Raw genomic sequence first — 17,268 nt, 5'->3', positions numbered from 1 at the left:
CGCTTCATCATCGCGACTTCCTCATCGGTAAACAGCTTCTGAAGCATGAGGTAGCCGTTCTCGTCGTAAAAGTCCAGTTCCTTCTGCTGCAACGGGCCATCATAGCCGGCGCTTCCGTGAACTACCGGATCCTTCCGGTCCATGATTTCCTTATGATCGCCTTGTCTGGATGGATATTTATCGACTGCCATTGTTGCAAATACCTCCTTTATATTTTAACCAAGGATTTAAATCCTCAGTCAGTCAGACACATTCCCGGCTTAAAAAGGAATAAACATTAGAAACGAAAAATTTTAAATAATTAAATAAGAAGGAAAACTTCCAGGCCGGATATGATGCGTATTGTAAGCATATTAAAAAAATTTACTTTTTTAAGCGTTAACATAATCCTTGAGTCACTTGGTATATATTCGTATACTTTCTGATTTGCCGGGTGCTTCCGAATAGGAATTATCCTTCTGAACCTCATCGGTCAAAATATGAACAGCTGCATTTGCTTTTGAATTCATTTCTTTATCTAAATAAGGTATTAAAGGCTTCTCCCTGCATCAAAAAGTAAAATGAAACTTTCCAACGAGGAGGGTTTCCGCTACAATAAGAGGGAAGAAAGCGTATGGAGGAGGCTCGGCATTGGCACTTACTTTTTACGGGTATCCCCCGTGCAGTACATGCGGCAAAGCAAAAAAGTGGCTGGAAGCAGAGAATATTTCTTTTGACGAGTATCATATTGTGGAACAACCGCCCTCGAAAAAAGAATTAAAGACATGGAAGGACCGGGAAGGTCTTGAGTGGAAGCAATTCTTTAACACAAGTGGGAAGAAGTACCGGGAAATGGACCTGAAAACCCGGCTGCCGGAAGCATCTGAAGAAGAGATTCTGGAATGGCTCGCCTCCGACGGAATGCTTTTAAAAAGGCCTATTGTGACAAACGGCGAGAGTGTTACCCTCGGGTTTAAGGAACCAGTTTTTGAGGAAAAGTGGAAAGCGTAATAGTATTCATTTGAAGGAGGAAGATTGTGTATGAGTGTACCAGATGAACTTTTATATTCAGAAGAACATGAATGGGTGAAAAAAGAAGACGGCCGTCTTCGCGTCGGTGTCACGGATTTTGCCCAGTCCGAGCTTGGCGATATTGTATTCGTAGAGCTTCCGGAAGTCGGGGATGAACTCGAGGCCGGTGAGCCATTCGGGAGTGTGGAATCTGTTAAAACGGTATCAGAGCTTTATGCCCCGGTTACAGGAAAAGTCGTAGAAGTTAACGAAAACCTGGATGATTCTCCTGAGTTCGTCAACGAATCTCCATATGAAAAGGCCTGGATGATCGTTGTGGAGCCCTCCAATGAAAGTGAATTGGATGACCTTATGTCACCGGCACAGTATTCGGACATGGTAAGCGACGATTAATACTGATGTACATAGAAGCTGCCCTCTGAGAGGGCAGCTTCTTTTCATGAGCGGTTTCCACCTGCCTGCTTTTCAGCTTTTCAGGGATAAATACTAAAGGTTGACGCTTATAGGTAAAGGTGCTATTATCAATAGCATCGTCAAATATGAACGGATAATCATCGTTCACTTATCAAGAGAGGTGGAGGGGCTGGCCCTGTGAAACCCGGCAACCAGTCTGCATAGGCAGACATGGTGCCAATTCCTGCAGGCAAACGTCTGCAAGATGAGTGGAAAGGATCCCTTAAAACCTTTCTGCTCGTGTGCAGAAGGGTTTTTTCTTTATAGTCTGTTATGGAAAAAGAATAATTACCGGAATCATGAAGATTTAAAACATACTATTTACATCGTTTTAATAAAGATAAAGAAAGGCGATGAAGGAGAGAGCGGTATGATCCAATTAAAAGATTTATCCAAAGCCTTTCAGACAAAAACACAAACTGTTACCGCTGTAGATAACGTCAACCTTTCTATTGATGAAGGAGAAATTTTCGGAATTATCGGCTACAGCGGTGCAGGCAAAAGTACGCTTGTGAGGCTGTTAAATAAGCTGGAAACGGCTACCAGTGGTGAAGTAACCATTGAAGGGGAAAGCATTACTTCTCTGAAAGGGCAGTCCCTGCGCAGTGCGCGTCAGGAAATAGGCATGGTATTCCAGCACTTTAACCTGTTGTGGTCCCGGACGGTAGCAGAAAATATTGCGTTTCCGCTCGAAATCGCAAAACAGTCAAAGCAGGAACGAAGCAGACGGGTGCAGGAGCTGGTGAAGCTTGTCGGTCTTGAAGGCCGGGAGGACTCTTATCCTTCCCAGCTGAGCGGCGGACAGAAGCAGAGAGTCGGTATTGCGAGAGCTCTGGCGAATAACCCAAAGGTGCTGCTGTGTGACGAAGCGACATCGGCGCTGGATCCGAAAACAACAGATTCTATTCTTGCCCTGCTTACAGATATAAATAAAAAACTGGGGCTTACCATTGTGCTGATCACGCACGAAATGCACGTAATCCGTAAAATCTGTCACCGGGTGGCGGTAATGGAAAGCGGCAGAGTGGTGGAAGAAGGGCCTGTGCTCCAGGTATTCCGGAATCCGAAGGAGCATATGACGAAAGAATTTGTCCGTCAGATTACGGAGCCGGAGGAAGATGCTTCGGAAATTGTATTTAATGAAGAAGAAAACGGTACGGTTGTCCAGCTGAAGTTTTTGGAAAACAAAGCCGAGCAGCCGTTTATTTCCAAAGTCATCCGCCAGTTTGACGTGGATGTAAATATTATTCAGGGGAAAATTTCCCAGACGCAGCGTGGCAGCTATGGTTCCCTGTTTATCCGCATCAAAGGCAGCAGCGGGGAAATCGACAAAGCGCTGGCCTACCTCCGCGAAGAAGAAATAGAAGCAGAGGTGATGGAGCGTGCTTAACACATGGATGGAAGAAATCAATTGGGAAAACATGTGGATCGCTACGTGGGAAACCGTCTATATGAGCCTGATTGCGGTTGCTGCCACATTTTTACTGGGTACAATACTCGGTGTTCTGCTGTATTTAACAGATAAAGGAAATATGTGGGAAAACAAGCCGGTGCACACGGTGACAGCAGCGATCGTTAATATTTTCCGCTCTATTCCATTTATCATTCTGATCATTCTGCTTATTCCGTTTACAACCTTCCTGCTTGGTACGATGCTAGGGCCGAGCGCAGCACTGCCGGCACTGATTATCGGCGCAGCTCCGTTTTATGCCCGCCTGGTGGAGATTGGACTGAGAGAAGTGGACAAGGGTGTTATTGAAGCCTCGCAGGCGATGGGAGCGAGCCAGTGGCAGATTATTCAAAAAGTGCTTCTGCCTGAAGCGCTGCCGTCCTTAATTTCCGGCATCACCGTGACTGGTATTACGCTGGTAAGCTATACTGCCATGGCGGGAGTTGTAGGCGGCGGAGGCCTCGGGAACCTTGCGTATCAGGAAGGGTTCCAGCGCAGCAACAATGAAGTGGTATTTGTTGCTACAGTGCTGATTCTCGTGATTGTGTTTATTCTGCAGTGGATTGGCGATATTTGGACAAGACAGATAGATAAACGATAATTATTATACTAATGGGGGATTTTTTCATGAAAAAAACACTACTCGGCGTTTCATTACTTTCCGCTACAGTGCTGGCAGCCTGCGGCTCTGATTCAGAGTCAGGCGGCAGCTCTTCCGGGGAAGAAGAAACACAGACGCTTACCGTCGGTGCCACAAGTGTGCCGCACGCAGAAATTCTGGAATTTGCCGAAGATCAGCTGGCAGAAGAAAATGTAGAGCTTGAGATCGAAACGTTCAATGACTATATTGTTCCGAACGAAGCACTTGCTTCGGAAGAAATTGATGCGAACTATTTTCAGCATATTCCGTACCTTGAAGACCAAATGGAGGAAAATGAAGAGTTTGACTTCGTTAATATGGGCGGCATTCACATCGAGCCGATCGGTGTTTATTCCCAGGAGTATGACAGCCTTGATGCCCTTCCGGATGGAGCGGAAATAATTATGAGTAACTCGGTTGCAGACCACGGCCGGATTCTGCAGATGCTTGAGCAGGAAGGCATGCTCACGCTTGAAGAAGGTGCCGGCGTTGAAGCGACAGTGGATGATATTGCCGAAAATCCGAAAGATCTGCAGTTCCAGGCAGACATTGATGCAGCTACGCTTCCGCAGGTGTACAATAATGGTGAAGGGGATGCCGTATTCATCAATTCCAACTATGCAATTGATGCAGAGCTGACCCCTCAGGAGGATGCCATTGCGCTTGAAAGTCCGGAAGATAACCCGTATGTGAATGTGATAGCAGCACGGGCAGAGGATGAAGACAATGAAACAATTCAGACGCTTGTAGAAGTACTGCAGTCGGATGAGACCCAGGAATTTATTGAAGAAGAATATGACGGAGCCGTCATTCCTGCAGAGCAGTAATAGCGGTCAAAGCCGGACTCGTTTAATGAGTCCGGCTTTTTACCTTGGGAGAAAAATAGAAGAGAATCTTCATTGAAAAAGTTTTTCCTTTTTTACTTCTCGGTGAGGTTTGGTATACTGTAAGAGTGAATGAAGAAAAGCATTGAATAGGGAGGGTCATTCCTGCAAATGGTTTGTATAGGTGCCCTCCTTTTTGTATGAACGCTTTTATTGAGAATGAAGAGGAGGTATTCTCATTTATTTCCTGTGTGCTTTTTTGCCATATAGTAGCAAAAAAATGAAATATATCGGGATAGAAAGCGAGTTTGCTTGAAGTCAGTTTACATTTGTTATAAAATAATAATTATAATAAATAGAGAAAAAACAGCGGTTTCCGCTTGATTCCAAAATATGGAGGTATGCAAAATGGCAACGCCGAACTTGAAAATTGAGAATTTGCACGTGGAAATTGAAGGTACTGAAATCATCAAAGGTTTCGATCTGGAAATGAACGGTGGAGAAATTCACGCAATCATGGGACCAAACGGAACAGGTAAATCCACCCTTGCTTCTGCAGTAATGGGTCACCCGAAGTATGAAATCACTAAAGGGACTATCACTCTTGACGGAGAAGACGTCCTCGATATGGAAGTTGACGAGCGTGCAAGAGCAGGCCTATTCCTCGCCATGCAGTATCCTAGTGAAGTGAGCGGTGTAACAAACTCTGACTTCATGCGTTCGGCCATTAACGCTAAGCGCGGAGAAGGAAACGAAATCCAACTGATGAAATTTATCCGCCAGATGGATGAAAAAATGAACATGCTTGAAATTGACGAATCGTTCTCCCAGCGTTACTTAAACGAAGGGTTCTCCGGCGGTGAAAAAAAGCGTAACGAAATTCTTCAACTTCTCATGATGGAACCAAAAATCGCCATCCTGGACGAAATCGACTCCGGGCTTGATATCGATGCTCTCAAAGTCGTTTCCAAAGGCGTGAATGACATGAAAAGCCCGGATTTTGGCGCCTTAATCATCACTCACTATCAGCGTCTCTTGAACTACATTACTCCGGATAAAGTACACGTCATGATGCAGGGACGCATCGTAAAATCCGGCGGCGCCGAATTGGCTCAGCGTCTCGAAAGCGAAGGCTATGAGTGGATTAAGGAAGAACTCGGCATTGAAAACGAACGCGTTGGGGAACCACAGGAATAATTTTAACAGCAGGGGAGGCGAAATAATGTCTATAGATACTACTTGGAAATATGACGAGAAATACGTTGAAGATTTCTCGACTAAACAGAATGAACCAAAATGGCTGAAGGACCAGCGGCTAAGCGCCAGCCGTTTAGCAGAAAAGCTGGAAATGCCTAAGCCGGAAAAAACGAACATTAAAACGTGGAACTTTACCGAGTTTGAACACGAAGGCACTCCGAAGGAAAGTTTTTCTTCGTCTGACGAACTGCACGAACAGGTGCAGGGGCTTATCGATAAAACCGCTGCACAGCAGAATCTGCTCGTGCAAAGAGACGGCCAGACCGTCCTTTATGAAGCAAGCAGCACGCTTGAAGAACAGGGTGTTATTTTCACGGATATTGCAACGGCGGCTATTGAGCACGGAGATCTTCTTGAGCGTTATTTCATGGGCAACGCCGTACAGGTGGATGAGCACCGCTTTACAGCGCTGAACGTAGCGCTTATGAACGGGGGAACATTCATCTACGTGCCGAAAAACGTAAAGGTGGAGGCCCCGCTTCAAACAATCTACTGGCTCGAACAGGCAGATATGGGACTGTTCAACCACGTGGTTATTGTAGCCGAAGCGAACAGTGAAGTGACGTACCTTGAAAACTACGTTTCCTATGATACAGAGACGCCTTCCGTTGTTAATGCGATTGCAGAGGTTTATGCAGAAGAAGGCGCGAACGTTTCCTTTGGCGGCGTGGACCACTTAGAGAAAGCGACCACGGTTTACACCAACCGCCGCGGCTACGCGCTCAAAGACGCAAGCATCGACTGGGCCCTCGGCCAGATGAACGAAGGGAACACGGTATCGGACAATACAACTGCACTTGTAGGCGATGGTTCAACTTCTGACAAAAAATCTGTGGCTATCGGACGCGGAGAGCAGAGCCAGAACTTCTGGGCCCATATTATCCAGTTTGGTAAAAATACAGATGGCCAGATTTTGACTCACGGCGTTATGAAAGACAAAGCTTCCGCCATCTTCAACGGCGTTAACAAAATTGAACACGGAGCGACAAAAGCGAACGGAGAGCAGACCGAGCGTGTGCTCATGCTCAGTGAACGTGCCCGCGGCGATGCGAACCCGATTCTTCTTATTGATGAGGACGACGTTACGGCCGGCCACGCAGCTTCTGTAGGCCGTGTTGATCCGGTTCAGCTTTACTACATGATGAGCCGCGGTATTCCGAAGACAGAAGCAGAACGCCTGATTATTCACGGCTTCCTTGCTCCAGTAGTAGACGCGCTGCCAATTCAAGCTGTGAAAGATCGCCTGACGGAGGTTATCGAAAGGAAAGTGTATTAATGGATGTAAAAGCCATTCGTGAACAGTTTCCCATACTGCAGCAGGAAGTAAACGGAAGTCCGCTTGTCTATCTTGACTCGGCGGCGACTTCCCAGAAGCCGCTGCAGGTAATTGAAGCGGTCAGTGATTATTACCGCCGTTATAATTCAAACGTTCACCGCGGCGTGCATACGCTTGGGAGCATGGCAACGGATGAGTACGAAGGGGCGCGGGAAAAAGTCCGTTCCTTCATCAACGCTCCTTCCTCTCAGCAGATCATTTTCAACCGTGGTACAACTGTCGGCATCAATACCGTAGCCTTGAGTTACGGGGATGCTCATCTGCAGGAAGGCGATGAAATCGTCCTCACTGAAAAAGAACATCATTCCAATATTATTCCGTGGCAGCAGGCGGCAAAACGTAACGGGGCCCATCTCCGGTACGTGGAGCTTGAAGCAGACGGAACGGTAACGGCAGAAAATGTACGTAAGGCCGTTTCCGAAAAAACAAAAATTGTGGCGGTCAGTCACGTATCAAACGTACTTGGCACGGTTGACCCCATTAAAGATATTGCTGCTATCGCCCATGAACACGGAGCGGTTATCGTCGTGGACGGGGCGCAGAGCGTGCCGCATATGATGGTGGACGTGCAGGATCTGGATGTGGACTTTTACGCCTTTTCGGGTCATAAAATGGGCGGTCCAACCGGTATCGGAGTGCTCTATGGCAGAAAATCTCTCCTGGAAAATATGGAGCCGGTAGAATTTGGCGGCGAAATGATTGACTTTGTAGGGCTGTATGATTCAACATGGAAGGAAACCCCGTGGAAGTTTGAGGGGGGCACACCGATCATTGCTGGTGCTATTGGTTTAGGGGCAGCAATTGATTTCCTGAAAGAGATAGGCCTGGATAACATTGCTGCTCATGAGAAAGAGCTCGGCCAATACGCGCTGAAGCAGTTATCGGCGGTGGACGGCCTGGATATATACGGACCGAAGGAACGCACTGGCATTGTGACATTCAATGTGCAGGACGTGCATCCGCATGATGTTGCCACCGTGCTCGACGCGGAAGGCATTGCGGTACGTGCGGGCCATCACTGTGCCCAGCCGTTAATGAAGTGGCTTGATGTAGCTTCTACCGCCCGTGCCAGTTTTTATCTTTATAACTCCACAGAAGATATTGATGCTTTGGCAGAGGGGTTAATAAGAGTAAAGGAGTATTTCGGTGATGTCTTCGCATAATTTAGATACACTTTACCGCCAGGTCATCATGGATCACTATAAAAATCCGAGAAACAAAGGTGACCTGGAGGAAGAAACACTTCATGTCAACATGAACAATCCAACTTGCGGCGACCGCATTCAGCTTCAGCTGAAGGTGGAAGAAGAAAAAATCGCCGATGCAAGGTTTGTCGGGGAAGGCTGCTCGATCAGCTTGTCCTCCGCTTCGATGATGACAGAGGCTGTCAAAGGCCATACTGTCGAAGAAGCACTGGATATGGCGCAGATGTTTTCGCAATTAATGCAGGGCGAAGAAATCGACGATACGAAATACGACCTTGGCGATATCGAAGCTCTGCAGGGCGTAACGAAGTTTCCTGCCCGGATTAAATGCGCGACACTTGCGTGGAAAGCCATGGAAAAAGGGTTAGTGGAAGAAGAAAACCGTTCATAATACAGTAAGGCGCTTGAAACGCAGCGGGAATGACAATATGTATTCCCGACTCTAAGGAGGTATTTTCATATGGCAAAACAAATGCCGGAAATTGGTGAAGATTATCAGTATGGTTTTCATGACAAAGACGTTTCCATTTTCCGTTCTGGTAAAGGCCTCACAGACGAAATTGTAAAAGAAATTTCTAAAATTAAAGAAGAGCCGCAGTGGATGCTCGACTTCCGTCTGAAATCGCTGGAAATCTTCTATAAAAAACCAATGCCGCAATGGGGCGGCGATCTCTCCGGACTGGACTTTGACGCTATTACGTATTACGTAAAACCGTCAGAGCGTTCCGAAAAATCATGGGACGAAGTGCCGGAAGAAATCAAAAACACATTCGACAAGCTCGGTATTCCGGAAGCGGAGCAAAAGTATCTAGCAGGGGTTTCTGCACAGTACGAATCCGAAGTTGTATATCACAACATGGAAAAAGAGCTTGAAGATCAGGGTATCGTGTTTAAAGACACAGATACAGCAGTGAAGGAAAACGAAGAATTGTTCCGTGAGCACTTCGGAAAAGTTATTCCGCCGTCTGACAACAAATTCTCGGCGCTTAACTCCGCAGTATGGTCCGGCGGCTCCTTTATCTATGTACCAAAAGGTGCAAAAGTAGAAACGCCGCTTCAGGCTTATTTCCGGATTAACTCGGAAAACATGGGACAGTTTGAGCGTACGCTGATCATTGCAGACGAAGGCAGCTCCGTGCACTATGTGGAAGGGTGTACCGCACCAGTTTACTCCACGGATTCCCTGCACAGTGCCGTTGTTGAGATCATCGTGAAAAAGGATGCGTACTGCCGTTATACAACCATCCAAAACTGGGCGCCAAACGTTTACAACCTCGTAACAAAACGGGCAGTTGCCGATGCAGGCGCCACCATGGAATGGGTTGACGGTAACATCGGTTCTAAACTGACGATGAAATATCCATCGATTATTATGCGCGGTGAAGGTGCAAAAGGCACCGTTCTTTCCATCGCTATCGCCGGACGCGGTCAGCACCAGGATGCAGGCGCAAAAGTAATGCACCTGGCTCCAAACTGTTCTTCCACCATCGTTTCGAAATCCATTTCGAAACAGGGCGGAAAAGTAACGTACCGCGGTATTGCGAACTTTGGACGTAAGTCCGACGGTTCCAAATCGAAAATCGAATGTGATACGTTGATTATGGATAACGAATCCACTTCGGATACGATTCCGTACAACGAAATTTATAACAACAACATTGCTCTTGAACACGAAGCAACGGTTTCGAAAGTATCGGAAGAGCAGCTCTTCTATCTGATGAGCCGCGGCGTTGGTGAACAGGAAGCAACTGAAATGATCGTTATGGGCTTCATTGAGCCGTTCACAAAAGAACTGCCAATGGAATATGCTGTAGAAATGAACCGTTTGATCAGCTTTGAAATGGAAGGCTCGATCGGTTAATTTCCCTGCCCTTCGCGAAAAATAGGAACTGTCCTTTAAAGAGCTGTTACTGCTCTAAAAAGGGCAGTTTTTTTGTTTTATTTTAAGGAAGAACGTGAAAAGAAAAGGGAGGTGAATAAATGATGATATATGTTGGTTTAACCGGCTGGGGAGACCATGACTCCCTTTATCCAAAAGGATTAAAGCAGACTGACAAGCTGAAGGAATACAGTAAATATTTCCCCACGGTAGAAGTGGATTCTTCCTTCTACGCTATTCAGCCGAAGAAAAACATTGATAAATGGCTCCGGGAGACGCCGGATTCGTTTCAATTTATTATGAAGGCCTATCAGGAAATGACCGGGCACCAGCGTGGCCCGAGTAAATATGAATCAAAAAAGGAAATGTTTGAGCAGTACGCCCTGTCGGTACGTCCGATGAAAGAAGCAGGCAAGCTGGCAATGGTGCTGTGCCAGTTTCCACCCTGGTTTGAATGCAACCGGGAAAATGTGGACTATCTCCGCTACTTGAGAGACCAGCTGCACGAATTCCCCTGCGCCCTTGAGTTCCGCCATGAATCATGGTTCGATCCGACCTTCCGGGAAAAAACGCTCGAATTCATGAAAAATGAAGACTGGATCCATTCCGTGGTGGATGAACCACAGATCGAAGGCGGATCGGTGCCGATTGTGGAGGAGGCCACCACGTCTTCCAAAACGTTAATTCGTCTGCACGGCCGTGACAAGAACGCGTGGCTGAAGCCGGCACGGGGGCAGGAGTGGCGCAAGGTGCGCTACCGTTATAACTATTCCGATGCAGAGCTTCAGGAATGGCAGGAACGGGCAGAAAGGCTGCAGAAGGAAAGCAGCGACGTGTACATGATTTTTAATAATAATTCCGAGCGCCATGCAGCCCCGAACGCGCGCCGGCTGCTCGAGCTTTCCGGTATAGAATACGAAGGGCTTACTCCAAAACAAACCTCGCTCTTTAATGACGAGCCCCGTGATTCGTAGTAAGATAAAAGAAGATGAAATGCACTCGTTTTCGCACCTCAGCATGTGGAAACGAGCACAAAGGCGGTGAGACCTGTTGTCCTCCAGTTTTTCTGTTTACCTGTACCACACTAACGACATTCACAGCGATTTGGACCAATGGACACGAACAGCAGCATATTTAAAAGAACGGGAAAAATACCGGCAGGACCGGGGGGAGTCAGTCCTTCTTCTGGATCTCGGGGATCACACTGACCGGGTGCACGCCGTCACAGAAGCTACACGGGGAAAAGGAAACGTGGAGCTGATGAATGAAGCTGGCATTCAGTATGCTGCGGTTGGAAACAATGAAGGCATCACATTTGCAAAAGAAGAGCTGAATCATATGTACGATGAAGCCGGATTTCAGGTGCTTCTGGCCAACTTGTTTGATGCCGATGGCCGCCGTCCAGGCTGGGCGGAGCCATATAGTATCCATACGACAAAAGAAGGGGTACGGATCGGCCTGCTCGGGGTAACCGTTCCTTTTTATCCGTTTTATGAAGGGCTGGACTGGAAAATTACAGACCCGGAGAACGTGATAGAAGCATTTCTGCCTGAGCTCCGGGAACAGTCGGACGTAATGATTTTAATGTCGCACCTGGGCTATCCAAAGGATTTGGAGCTCGCTTCCTCCTATGATTTTGATGTTATTTTGGGAGCGCACACCCACCACCTGCTTGAAGAGCCGGAGTGGGTGGAGAATACATTAATTACACAGTGCGGAAAATTTGGTACGCACGCAGGGGAGCTCGAGCTCCTGTTTGAAGGGGATGCGCAGCGCCTCTCCGGCATTGCTGGCAGAACGGTGGATATGCGCAGGATAAAGCCTTCCCCAATCACTGAAAGGCTTCTGGGAGCGCTCGAGGACGAAGCAGATAAAGACATGAATGAAGTAGTGACAGAAATTGCAGAGCCGTTATCTGTCTCGTGGACTCAGGAGTCTCCATTTGCCTCGCTGCTTGCCGATGGGCTGCGGGAGTGGTGCAAAACGGAAATATCCATGCTGAATTCAGGACTGCTGCTTCATTCGCTGCCAGCAGGGCCGGTGACGAAAAAAGATATTCACCGCCTGTGTCCTCATCCGATTAACCCCTGTGTAGTGGCAGTAAAAGGGCATGTGCTTGAAGAGGTAGTGAAAAAAGCTTTTACAGAGGAAATGATCCGTCTGCCGCTGAAGGGCTTTGGCTTCCGCGGGGAGATGCTTGGCCACATGGTATTCAGTGGCATGCAGATAGAAGCGGACTACGAATACGGGGAGTGGACGGTGCAGAGTATCCGCATCGGACACGAATTGCTTGATCACGAAGAAACGTATGAGCTGGCCACACTTGATATGTTCACACTCGGTCCGTTGTACACCGGCTTGTCCAACGCAGAGTCGAAGCAATACTATATGCCGGAAATGATGCGGGACATTCTGGCCGATGTGCTGGTAAAGCAGTATACGGCCGGATCCTGATGAACCACCTACAGATGGAAAGCATTCAGCCAGATGTTAAGCTTGAAGGTGCTTCTGTCATGTGGTAATTGAAGTAAAAACATAGGGAGGCAAAAACGTGAAACAATACTTAGATCTCTGCCGTCATGTACTTGAAAACGGCGGAAAGAAGGATGACAGAACCGGCACAGGAACAATCAGCACCTTTGGGTGGCAGATGCGCTTTGACCTGCAGCAGGGCTTCCCGGTGATCACCACAAAAAAGCTGCATCTGCGTTCCATTATTCATGAGCTGCTTTGGTTTTTACAGGGCGAAACGAACATTGCCTACCTAAAAGAAAATAAAGTAAAAATATGGGACGCCTGGGCAGACGAAGAGGGCAATTTAGGACCGGTCTACGGCAAACAGTGGCGGTCATGGGAAGGAGCAGGAGGAAAAACGGTAGACCAGATTTCTGACGTGGTGGAAGCGATCAAGACAAATCCGGACTCAAGGAGACTGATCGTCAGCGCCTGGAATGCAGCAGAAATCGAAGATATGGCGCTTGCTCCGTGCCACTGCCTGTTCCAGTTCTACGTCCAGGACGGAAAGCTGTCATGCCAGCTCTACCAGCGGAGTGCAGATATTTTTCTCGGCGTGCCGTTTAACATTGCTTCGTATGCTCTTTTAACGCAAATGATCGCGCACGTATGTGATCTTGAGCCCGGAGAGTTTATTCATACATTTGGGGATGCTCATATTTATAACAACCACGTGGAACAAATTAAAACTCAGCTTGAGCGCGAGCCGCGAAGCCTTCCGGAAATGAAAATCACGCGGAATGTGGATTCCATTTTTGATTTTACCATTGATGATTTTTCCCTCGAAGGGTACGACCCGCATCCCCATATCAAAGGAGAGGTGTCTGTATGATCGCATTTGTAGCTGCAGTCGCAAACAACCGGGTGATCGGATATAAAAATGACCTCCCCTGGCATCTTCCTGCTGACCTGAAACATTTTCAGCAGGTAACAAAGCACGGGACCGTTATTATGGGGAGGAAAACGTTTGAATCGATGAACGGGCCGCTCCCATCACGCACTAATATCGTTATTACAGGTAATACGGACTGGTCGCACGAAGGCGCTCAGGTGGTGAACGATATTGAAGAAATCCGCCGGCTCGCCGGAGAAGAAAAGCTTTACTACGTTATTGGAGGCAGCGGCGTTTTTACAGAACTGCTGCCGGACGCTTCTTATATGTATCTGACCCATATTGACGCCGATGTTCCGGGAGATACATATTTTCCGGAATGGAATGAAACCGAATGGGAGATCGCTGAAAAGGAAGAAGGGCCCGTGGATGAAAAAAACAAGCATCCACGCCGATATGTAACCTACAGGCGAAAAAGTAATTAATATAGCATTCAAAAGTCCTGCCGCAGCTTTCTTGTTGCGGCAGGATGATTTTATTTATCTCAGCATTAGAACAAAAACAGCAAATAAAAGAACGCTTACAAAAAAACTTTTCCCTCATGTACTTTGACAAGGCAAAGAAAGATAAATATAATGAATTATCAGACAAAAGTTGTGCATCGGCAGATGTTCACATAGTCATGTAACAGACAAAAAGGAGGACGCTTCATGGCTGCAAGAGAACAATGGGGAACGCGTGCAGGTTTTATTATGGCAGCAGTCGGATCTGCGATCGGGCTCGGAAACATCTGGCGCTTTCCGGCGACGGCATTTGAAAACGGGGGCGGCGCGTTTTTTGTCCCATATTTATTTGCGCTGCTGACAGCAGGTATTCCACTTTTGATCATGGAATTTACCATGGGTCATAAATACCGGAGCGCAGCACCAAGAACGTATTCAAAAATGAACAAAAATGTGGAGTGGATCGGCTGGTGGGCCGTGGCGGTAGCATTTGTTATTTCTACATATTATCCTGTTATCATCGCCTGGTCACTATCCTACACAGTTTTTTCCTTCAATTTAAGCTGGGGGGCTGACACCGAAGCGTTTTTGTTTAATGACTATCTGCAGCTGGCAGCTCCTGGGCAGTTCGGCGGTATGACGATCGGAGTGCTTATTCCGTTAATCATCGTCTGGGCGATCGCGCTCGGCATATTGTTTAAAGGGGTACAGCGAGGTATTGAACTCGCGAACCGGATTTTTATTCCGACGCTGGTCGTTATCTTCCTTATCATCTGTATCCGCGCGATTACTCTTCCAGGCGCAGCAGAAGGGCTTCAGGCTTTCTTTGAACCGGATTTCGGGGCGCTCACCCAGGGGGGCGTCTGGGTAGCTGCATATGGGCAGATTTTCTTTAGTTTATCAATCGCTTTTGCGATTATGATTACCTATTCCAGTTATCTGCCGAAAAAATCGGACATTACAAACAACGCCTTTATTACCGGGTTTAGTAACTCCAGCTTTGAGCTGCTGGCCGGGATTGGCGTCTTTTCAGCTCTCGGGTTTATGGCCCAGCAGCTGGACGTGGGTGTAGAAGAAGTGGTAGCCGGCGGTGTAGGACTTGCCTTTGTTGTCTTTCCGCAGATTATCAGTGAATTTCCGGCGCTCAGCGGCCTGTTTGGTGTTCTTTTCTTCCTGTCGCTCGCCCTGGCCGGATTGTCATCACTGATTTCTATCGCCGAAACATACATTAAAGGACTGCAGGAAAAGTTCGGCTGGACGCGCGGGAAAGCAGTCGGTATCGGCGGCGGTGCAGCGGCACTGTGTTCCCTGATATTTGCGACCCGTGGCGGCCTGAACTTTCTTGATGCGGCTGATTACTTTATCAACCAATTCGGTGTAGCTCTCCTCGGGCTGGTGGAAGTAGTATTGATTGCCTGGGTGCTCCGCAAGCTGCCGGAATTTCAACAGCATGTCAACGCAATTTCTGATATCCGCCTTGGCGGCTGGTGGAAGGTATGTCTTGGTGTCATCACGCCAATTGTGCTTGGTTACATGATGATTGATTTATTCCTGCAAAATATTTTAAAACAGTTTGATACCGAAAATGGAAATTACGCCGGGTATACAGACGGATTTATTTTCGTCAGCGGTTGGGCTGTGGCCCTGGCCGCTTTAGCGGCAGGTGTTATTATGTCCCTCATACGCTGGAAAGGCTTATCCAAAGAGGAGGCTGAGTAAATTGACAGCCGGAGCAATTATAACAATGGTCGTAGGGATGGTTATTATATGGGGCGGTCTTGCAGCAAGTCTTTTGAATGCAAAAAAAGCCTCGAAACAAAAATAAAATGAAGCAGTCCGGAAGAAAAAAGCCGGGCTGCTTTTTTTCGTCTGCTGACGGATTTGCGGGTGGTAAAGAAGGACCTCTATGAATTGTCTGAAACTGTGGAACGTGTTAAAGTATAAAGGAAAACAGTAAAAACTGGCCAGTCTAATCAAACATATACCACAGATAGAGTACAAACAGGCTTTTTATTATTCATAACTGGGAGTGAGAGCATCATGGCAAAAACGGAAGAATACGTCCGCAAGCCGGAATGGCTGAAAATAAAACTAAACACCAATGAGTCCTACAAAGGGCTGAAAAAAATGATGCGGGAGAAAAATCTTCACACGGTATGTGAAGAAGCCAGATGCCCGAACATCCACGAATGCTGGGCAGTCAGAAAAACGGCTACATTCATGATCCTCGGTGATACCTGTACGCGCGGCTGCCGTTTTTGCGCTGTTAAAACCGGTCTTCCAAACGAATTGGACTGGGGCGAGCCTGAACGTGTGGCGGATTCCGTCGAACAAATGGGGCTGAAGCACGTCGTTATTACAGCCGTAGCAAGAGACGACCTTAAAGACGGAGGCTCGGAAGTATTTGCCGAAACCATCCGTGCAGTCCGCCGGAAAAACCCTGGCACGACAATCGAAGTGCTTCCATCAGACATGTCCGGCACCCCGGAAAACCTGGATATTTTAATGGAAGCAAGACCGAACATCCTGAACCACAACATTGAAACAGTGGAACGATTGACGCCGCGGGTGCGCGCCCGCGCAAAATATCGTCGTTCCCTGGATTTCCTTCAGTATTCCAAAGAGCTTCATCCGGACATTCCAACCAAATCGAGCCTTATGGTCGGCCTCGGGGAAACAAAAGAGGAAATCATTCAGGCTATGGATGACCTGCGGGCACACGACGTTGATATTATGACAATCGGGCAGTATCTGCAGCCGACGAAGAAGCATTTAAAAGTACAAAGATATTATACGCCGGAGGAATTTGCGGAGCTGAAAGACATTGCAATGACAAAAGGGTTCAGCCACTGTGAATCCGGACCGCTTGTCCGTTCCTCCTACCATGCTGACGAGCAGGTGAACGAAGCACAGGTACAAATGGAAGCAAGCAAGTATCAATAAATGAGAGACCGCCCCTGGAAAAACCAGTTCCTCTTTTCGGACGCTGGTTTTTCTTTTGGAAGGGCCAGGCTCAGCAAAGGAGGGGAGCTCATTGATTCAAGTTCAGGGACAGCGTTATGAACTGCTCGAAGATTTTCGGGAGGGCTGGAGTGAAGAAGCGTTTAAAGAGCGTTACAGTGAAGTGCTGAATAAGTATGATTATGTCGTCGGGGACTGGGGGCATGAGCAGCTCCGCATGCGCGGCTTCTTTGAAAACGACCGCAAAAAAGTCCCCCACGATTTTAAAATCGGTACCCTTGAAGATTACTTGCTGGAGTACTGTAATTTTGGCTGTGCCTATTTTGTATTAAAAAAGGTTCGTAAGGAGCAAAAGGAAGAGACGCAGGAAGAAGCAGAAGAATCAGTAACGTAAAAACCCCCG

General features: G+C 47.5%; 18 protein-coding genes, 1 pseudogene and 1 riboswitch. Of the genes and pseudogenes, 18 read left to right on the top strand and 1 reads right to left on the bottom strand.

Annotation, left to right across the window (positions count from 1 at the left end):
• Window positions 1-191, bottom strand: a pseudogene (locus tag ACTTK7_RS14190) (ectoine hydroxylase); the annotation flags it as partial.
• A 439-nt stretch (window positions 192-630) separates the two neighbouring features.
• Here ACTTK7_RS14190 and ACTTK7_RS14185 point away from each other — a divergent pair.
• From ACTTK7_RS14185 to ACTTK7_RS14100, 18 genes are all read left to right on the top strand, one after another.
• Window positions 631-990 (top strand): arsenate reductase family protein, encoded by a 360-nt coding sequence (locus tag ACTTK7_RS14185; protein ID WP_462868732.1) that lies wholly within the window; start codon window positions 631-633, stop codon window positions 988-990.
• Window positions 991-1,020: 30 nt separating this feature from the next.
• The gene (gene gcvH, locus ACTTK7_RS14180; RefSeq protein ID WP_322526345.1) at window positions 1,021-1,404 is read left to right on the top strand and encodes a glycine cleavage system protein GcvH; all 384 of its coding nucleotides are present in this window, start codon (window positions 1,021-1,023) and stop codon (window positions 1,402-1,404) included.
• 166 nt (window positions 1,405-1,570) lie between these two features.
• Window positions 1,571-1,676: riboswitch (SAM riboswitch) on the top strand.
• Between the two features lie 158 nt (window positions 1,677-1,834).
• Window positions 1,835-2,854 carry a methionine ABC transporter ATP-binding protein gene (locus ACTTK7_RS14175; RefSeq protein ID WP_462868731.1) on the top strand — a complete coding sequence of 340 codons (1,020 nt, stop codon included), beginning with the start codon at window positions 1,835-1,837 and terminating at the stop codon, window positions 2,852-2,854.
• 7 nt (window positions 2,855-2,861) lie between these two features.
• Complete coding sequence (locus ACTTK7_RS14170) at window positions 2,862-3,515, top strand: methionine ABC transporter permease (protein ID WP_462868736.1); 654 nt, start codon at window positions 2,862-2,864, stop codon at window positions 3,513-3,515.
• A gap of 26 nt (window positions 3,516-3,541) precedes the next feature.
• On the top strand, window positions 3,542-4,381 hold the full coding sequence (locus ACTTK7_RS14165) for a MetQ/NlpA family ABC transporter substrate-binding protein (RefSeq protein ID WP_462868730.1): 840 nt from the start codon (window positions 3,542-3,544) through the stop codon (window positions 4,379-4,381).
• A 405-nt stretch (window positions 4,382-4,786) separates the two neighbouring features.
• Window positions 4,787-5,575 (top strand): Fe-S cluster assembly ATPase SufC, encoded by a 789-nt coding sequence (gene sufC / locus ACTTK7_RS14160; protein WP_091616359.1) that lies wholly within the window; start codon window positions 4,787-4,789, stop codon window positions 5,573-5,575.
• Between the two features lie 25 nt (window positions 5,576-5,600).
• On the top strand, window positions 5,601-6,911 hold the full coding sequence (sufD, locus tag ACTTK7_RS14155) for a Fe-S cluster assembly protein SufD (protein ID WP_462868729.1): 1,311 nt from the start codon (window positions 5,601-5,603) through the stop codon (window positions 6,909-6,911).
• Entirely contained in the window at window positions 6,911-8,134 is a 1,224-nt protein-coding gene (locus tag ACTTK7_RS14150; RefSeq protein ID WP_462868728.1) for a cysteine desulfurase, read from the top strand. The genes sufD and ACTTK7_RS14150 overlap by 1 nt, the downstream gene beginning before the upstream one ends.
• Window positions 8,121-8,567 (top strand): Fe-S cluster assembly sulfur transfer protein SufU, encoded by a 447-nt coding sequence (sufU, locus tag ACTTK7_RS14145; protein ID WP_091616365.1) that lies wholly within the window; start codon window positions 8,121-8,123, stop codon window positions 8,565-8,567. The genes ACTTK7_RS14150 and sufU overlap by 14 nt, the downstream gene beginning before the upstream one ends.
• Window positions 8,568-8,636: 69 nt before the next feature.
• Window positions 8,637-10,037 (top strand): Fe-S cluster assembly protein SufB, encoded by a 1,401-nt coding sequence (gene sufB, locus ACTTK7_RS14140; protein WP_022793934.1) that lies wholly within the window; start codon window positions 8,637-8,639, stop codon window positions 10,035-10,037.
• A gap of 122 nt (window positions 10,038-10,159) precedes the next feature.
• Window positions 10,160-11,029, top strand: coding sequence for a DUF72 domain-containing protein (locus ACTTK7_RS14135; protein ID WP_462868735.1), 870 nt, complete (start codon window positions 10,160-10,162; stop codon window positions 11,027-11,029).
• Between the two features lie 76 nt (window positions 11,030-11,105).
• Complete coding sequence (locus ACTTK7_RS14130; protein ID WP_462868726.1) at window positions 11,106-12,509, top strand: bifunctional metallophosphatase/5'-nucleotidase; 1,404 nt, start codon at window positions 11,106-11,108, stop codon at window positions 12,507-12,509.
• 97 nt (window positions 12,510-12,606) lie between these two features.
• Window positions 12,607-13,401 carry a thymidylate synthase gene (locus ACTTK7_RS14125; protein ID WP_462868725.1) on the top strand — a complete coding sequence of 265 codons (795 nt, stop codon included), beginning with the start codon at window positions 12,607-12,609 and terminating at the stop codon, window positions 13,399-13,401.
• Window positions 13,398-13,886, top strand: coding sequence for a dihydrofolate reductase (locus tag ACTTK7_RS14120; RefSeq protein WP_462868724.1), 489 nt, complete (start codon window positions 13,398-13,400; stop codon window positions 13,884-13,886). The genes ACTTK7_RS14125 and ACTTK7_RS14120 overlap by 4 nt, the downstream gene beginning before the upstream one ends.
• Window positions 13,887-14,111: 225 nt before the next feature.
• Window positions 14,112-15,623 carry a sodium-dependent transporter gene (locus ACTTK7_RS14115; RefSeq protein WP_462868723.1) on the top strand — a complete coding sequence of 504 codons (1,512 nt, stop codon included), beginning with the start codon at window positions 14,112-14,114 and terminating at the stop codon, window positions 15,621-15,623.
• 1 nt (window position 15,624) lies between these two features.
• Entirely contained in the window at window positions 15,625-15,729 is a 105-nt protein-coding gene (locus ACTTK7_RS14110) for a methionine/alanine import family NSS transporter small subunit (RefSeq protein ID WP_462868722.1), read from the top strand.
• Between the two features lie 194 nt (window positions 15,730-15,923).
• A complete protein-coding gene (gene lipA, locus ACTTK7_RS14105; protein ID WP_462868734.1) occupies window positions 15,924-16,847 on the top strand; it encodes a lipoyl synthase in 924 nt (307 codons plus the stop codon).
• A 91-nt stretch (window positions 16,848-16,938) separates the two neighbouring features.
• The gene (locus ACTTK7_RS14100) at window positions 16,939-17,259 is read left to right on the top strand and encodes a YutD family protein (protein ID WP_462868720.1); all 321 of its coding nucleotides are present in this window, start codon (window positions 16,939-16,941) and stop codon (window positions 17,257-17,259) included.
• Window positions 17,260-17,268: the final 9 nt, after the last annotated feature.

This window comes from Marinococcus tarijensis (assembly GCF_054971385.1).
This window is presented reverse-complemented; position numbering and strand designations above follow the sequence as displayed.

What these genes read in the sequence shown, in the direction of transcription:
- gcvH (WP_322526345.1), top strand. Translation starts at nt 1,021, where the DNA reads ATGAGTGTACCAGATGAACTTTTATATTCAGAAGAACATGAATGGGTG.
- sufD (WP_462868729.1), top strand. Translation starts at nt 5,601, where the DNA reads ATGTCTATAGATACTACTTGGAAATATGACGAGAAATACGTTGAAGAT.
- sufC (WP_091616359.1), top strand. Translation starts at nt 4,787, where the DNA reads ATGGCAACGCCGAACTTGAAAATTGAGAATTTGCACGTGGAAATTGAA.
- sufU (WP_091616365.1), top strand. Translation starts at nt 8,121, where the DNA reads ATGTCTTCGCATAATTTAGATACACTTTACCGCCAGGTCATCATGGAT.
- ACTTK7_RS14150 (WP_462868728.1), top strand. Translation starts at nt 6,911, where the DNA reads ATGGATGTAAAAGCCATTCGTGAACAGTTTCCCATACTGCAGCAGGAA.
- ACTTK7_RS14170 (WP_462868736.1), top strand. Translation starts at nt 2,862, where the DNA reads ATGGAAGAAATCAATTGGGAAAACATGTGGATCGCTACGTGGGAAACC.
- sufB (WP_022793934.1), top strand. Translation starts at nt 8,637, where the DNA reads ATGGCAAAACAAATGCCGGAAATTGGTGAAGATTATCAGTATGGTTTT.
- ACTTK7_RS14165 (WP_462868730.1), top strand. Translation starts at nt 3,542, where the DNA reads ATGAAAAAAACACTACTCGGCGTTTCATTACTTTCCGCTACAGTGCTG.
- ACTTK7_RS14120 (WP_462868724.1), top strand. Translation starts at nt 13,398, where the DNA reads ATGATCGCATTTGTAGCTGCAGTCGCAAACAACCGGGTGATCGGATAT.
- ACTTK7_RS14175 (WP_462868731.1), top strand. Translation starts at nt 1,835, where the DNA reads ATGATCCAATTAAAAGATTTATCCAAAGCCTTTCAGACAAAAACACAA.
- ACTTK7_RS14135 (WP_462868735.1), top strand. Translation starts at nt 10,160, where the DNA reads ATGATATATGTTGGTTTAACCGGCTGGGGAGACCATGACTCCCTTTAT.
- ACTTK7_RS14115 (WP_462868723.1), top strand. Translation starts at nt 14,112, where the DNA reads ATGGCTGCAAGAGAACAATGGGGAACGCGTGCAGGTTTTATTATGGCA.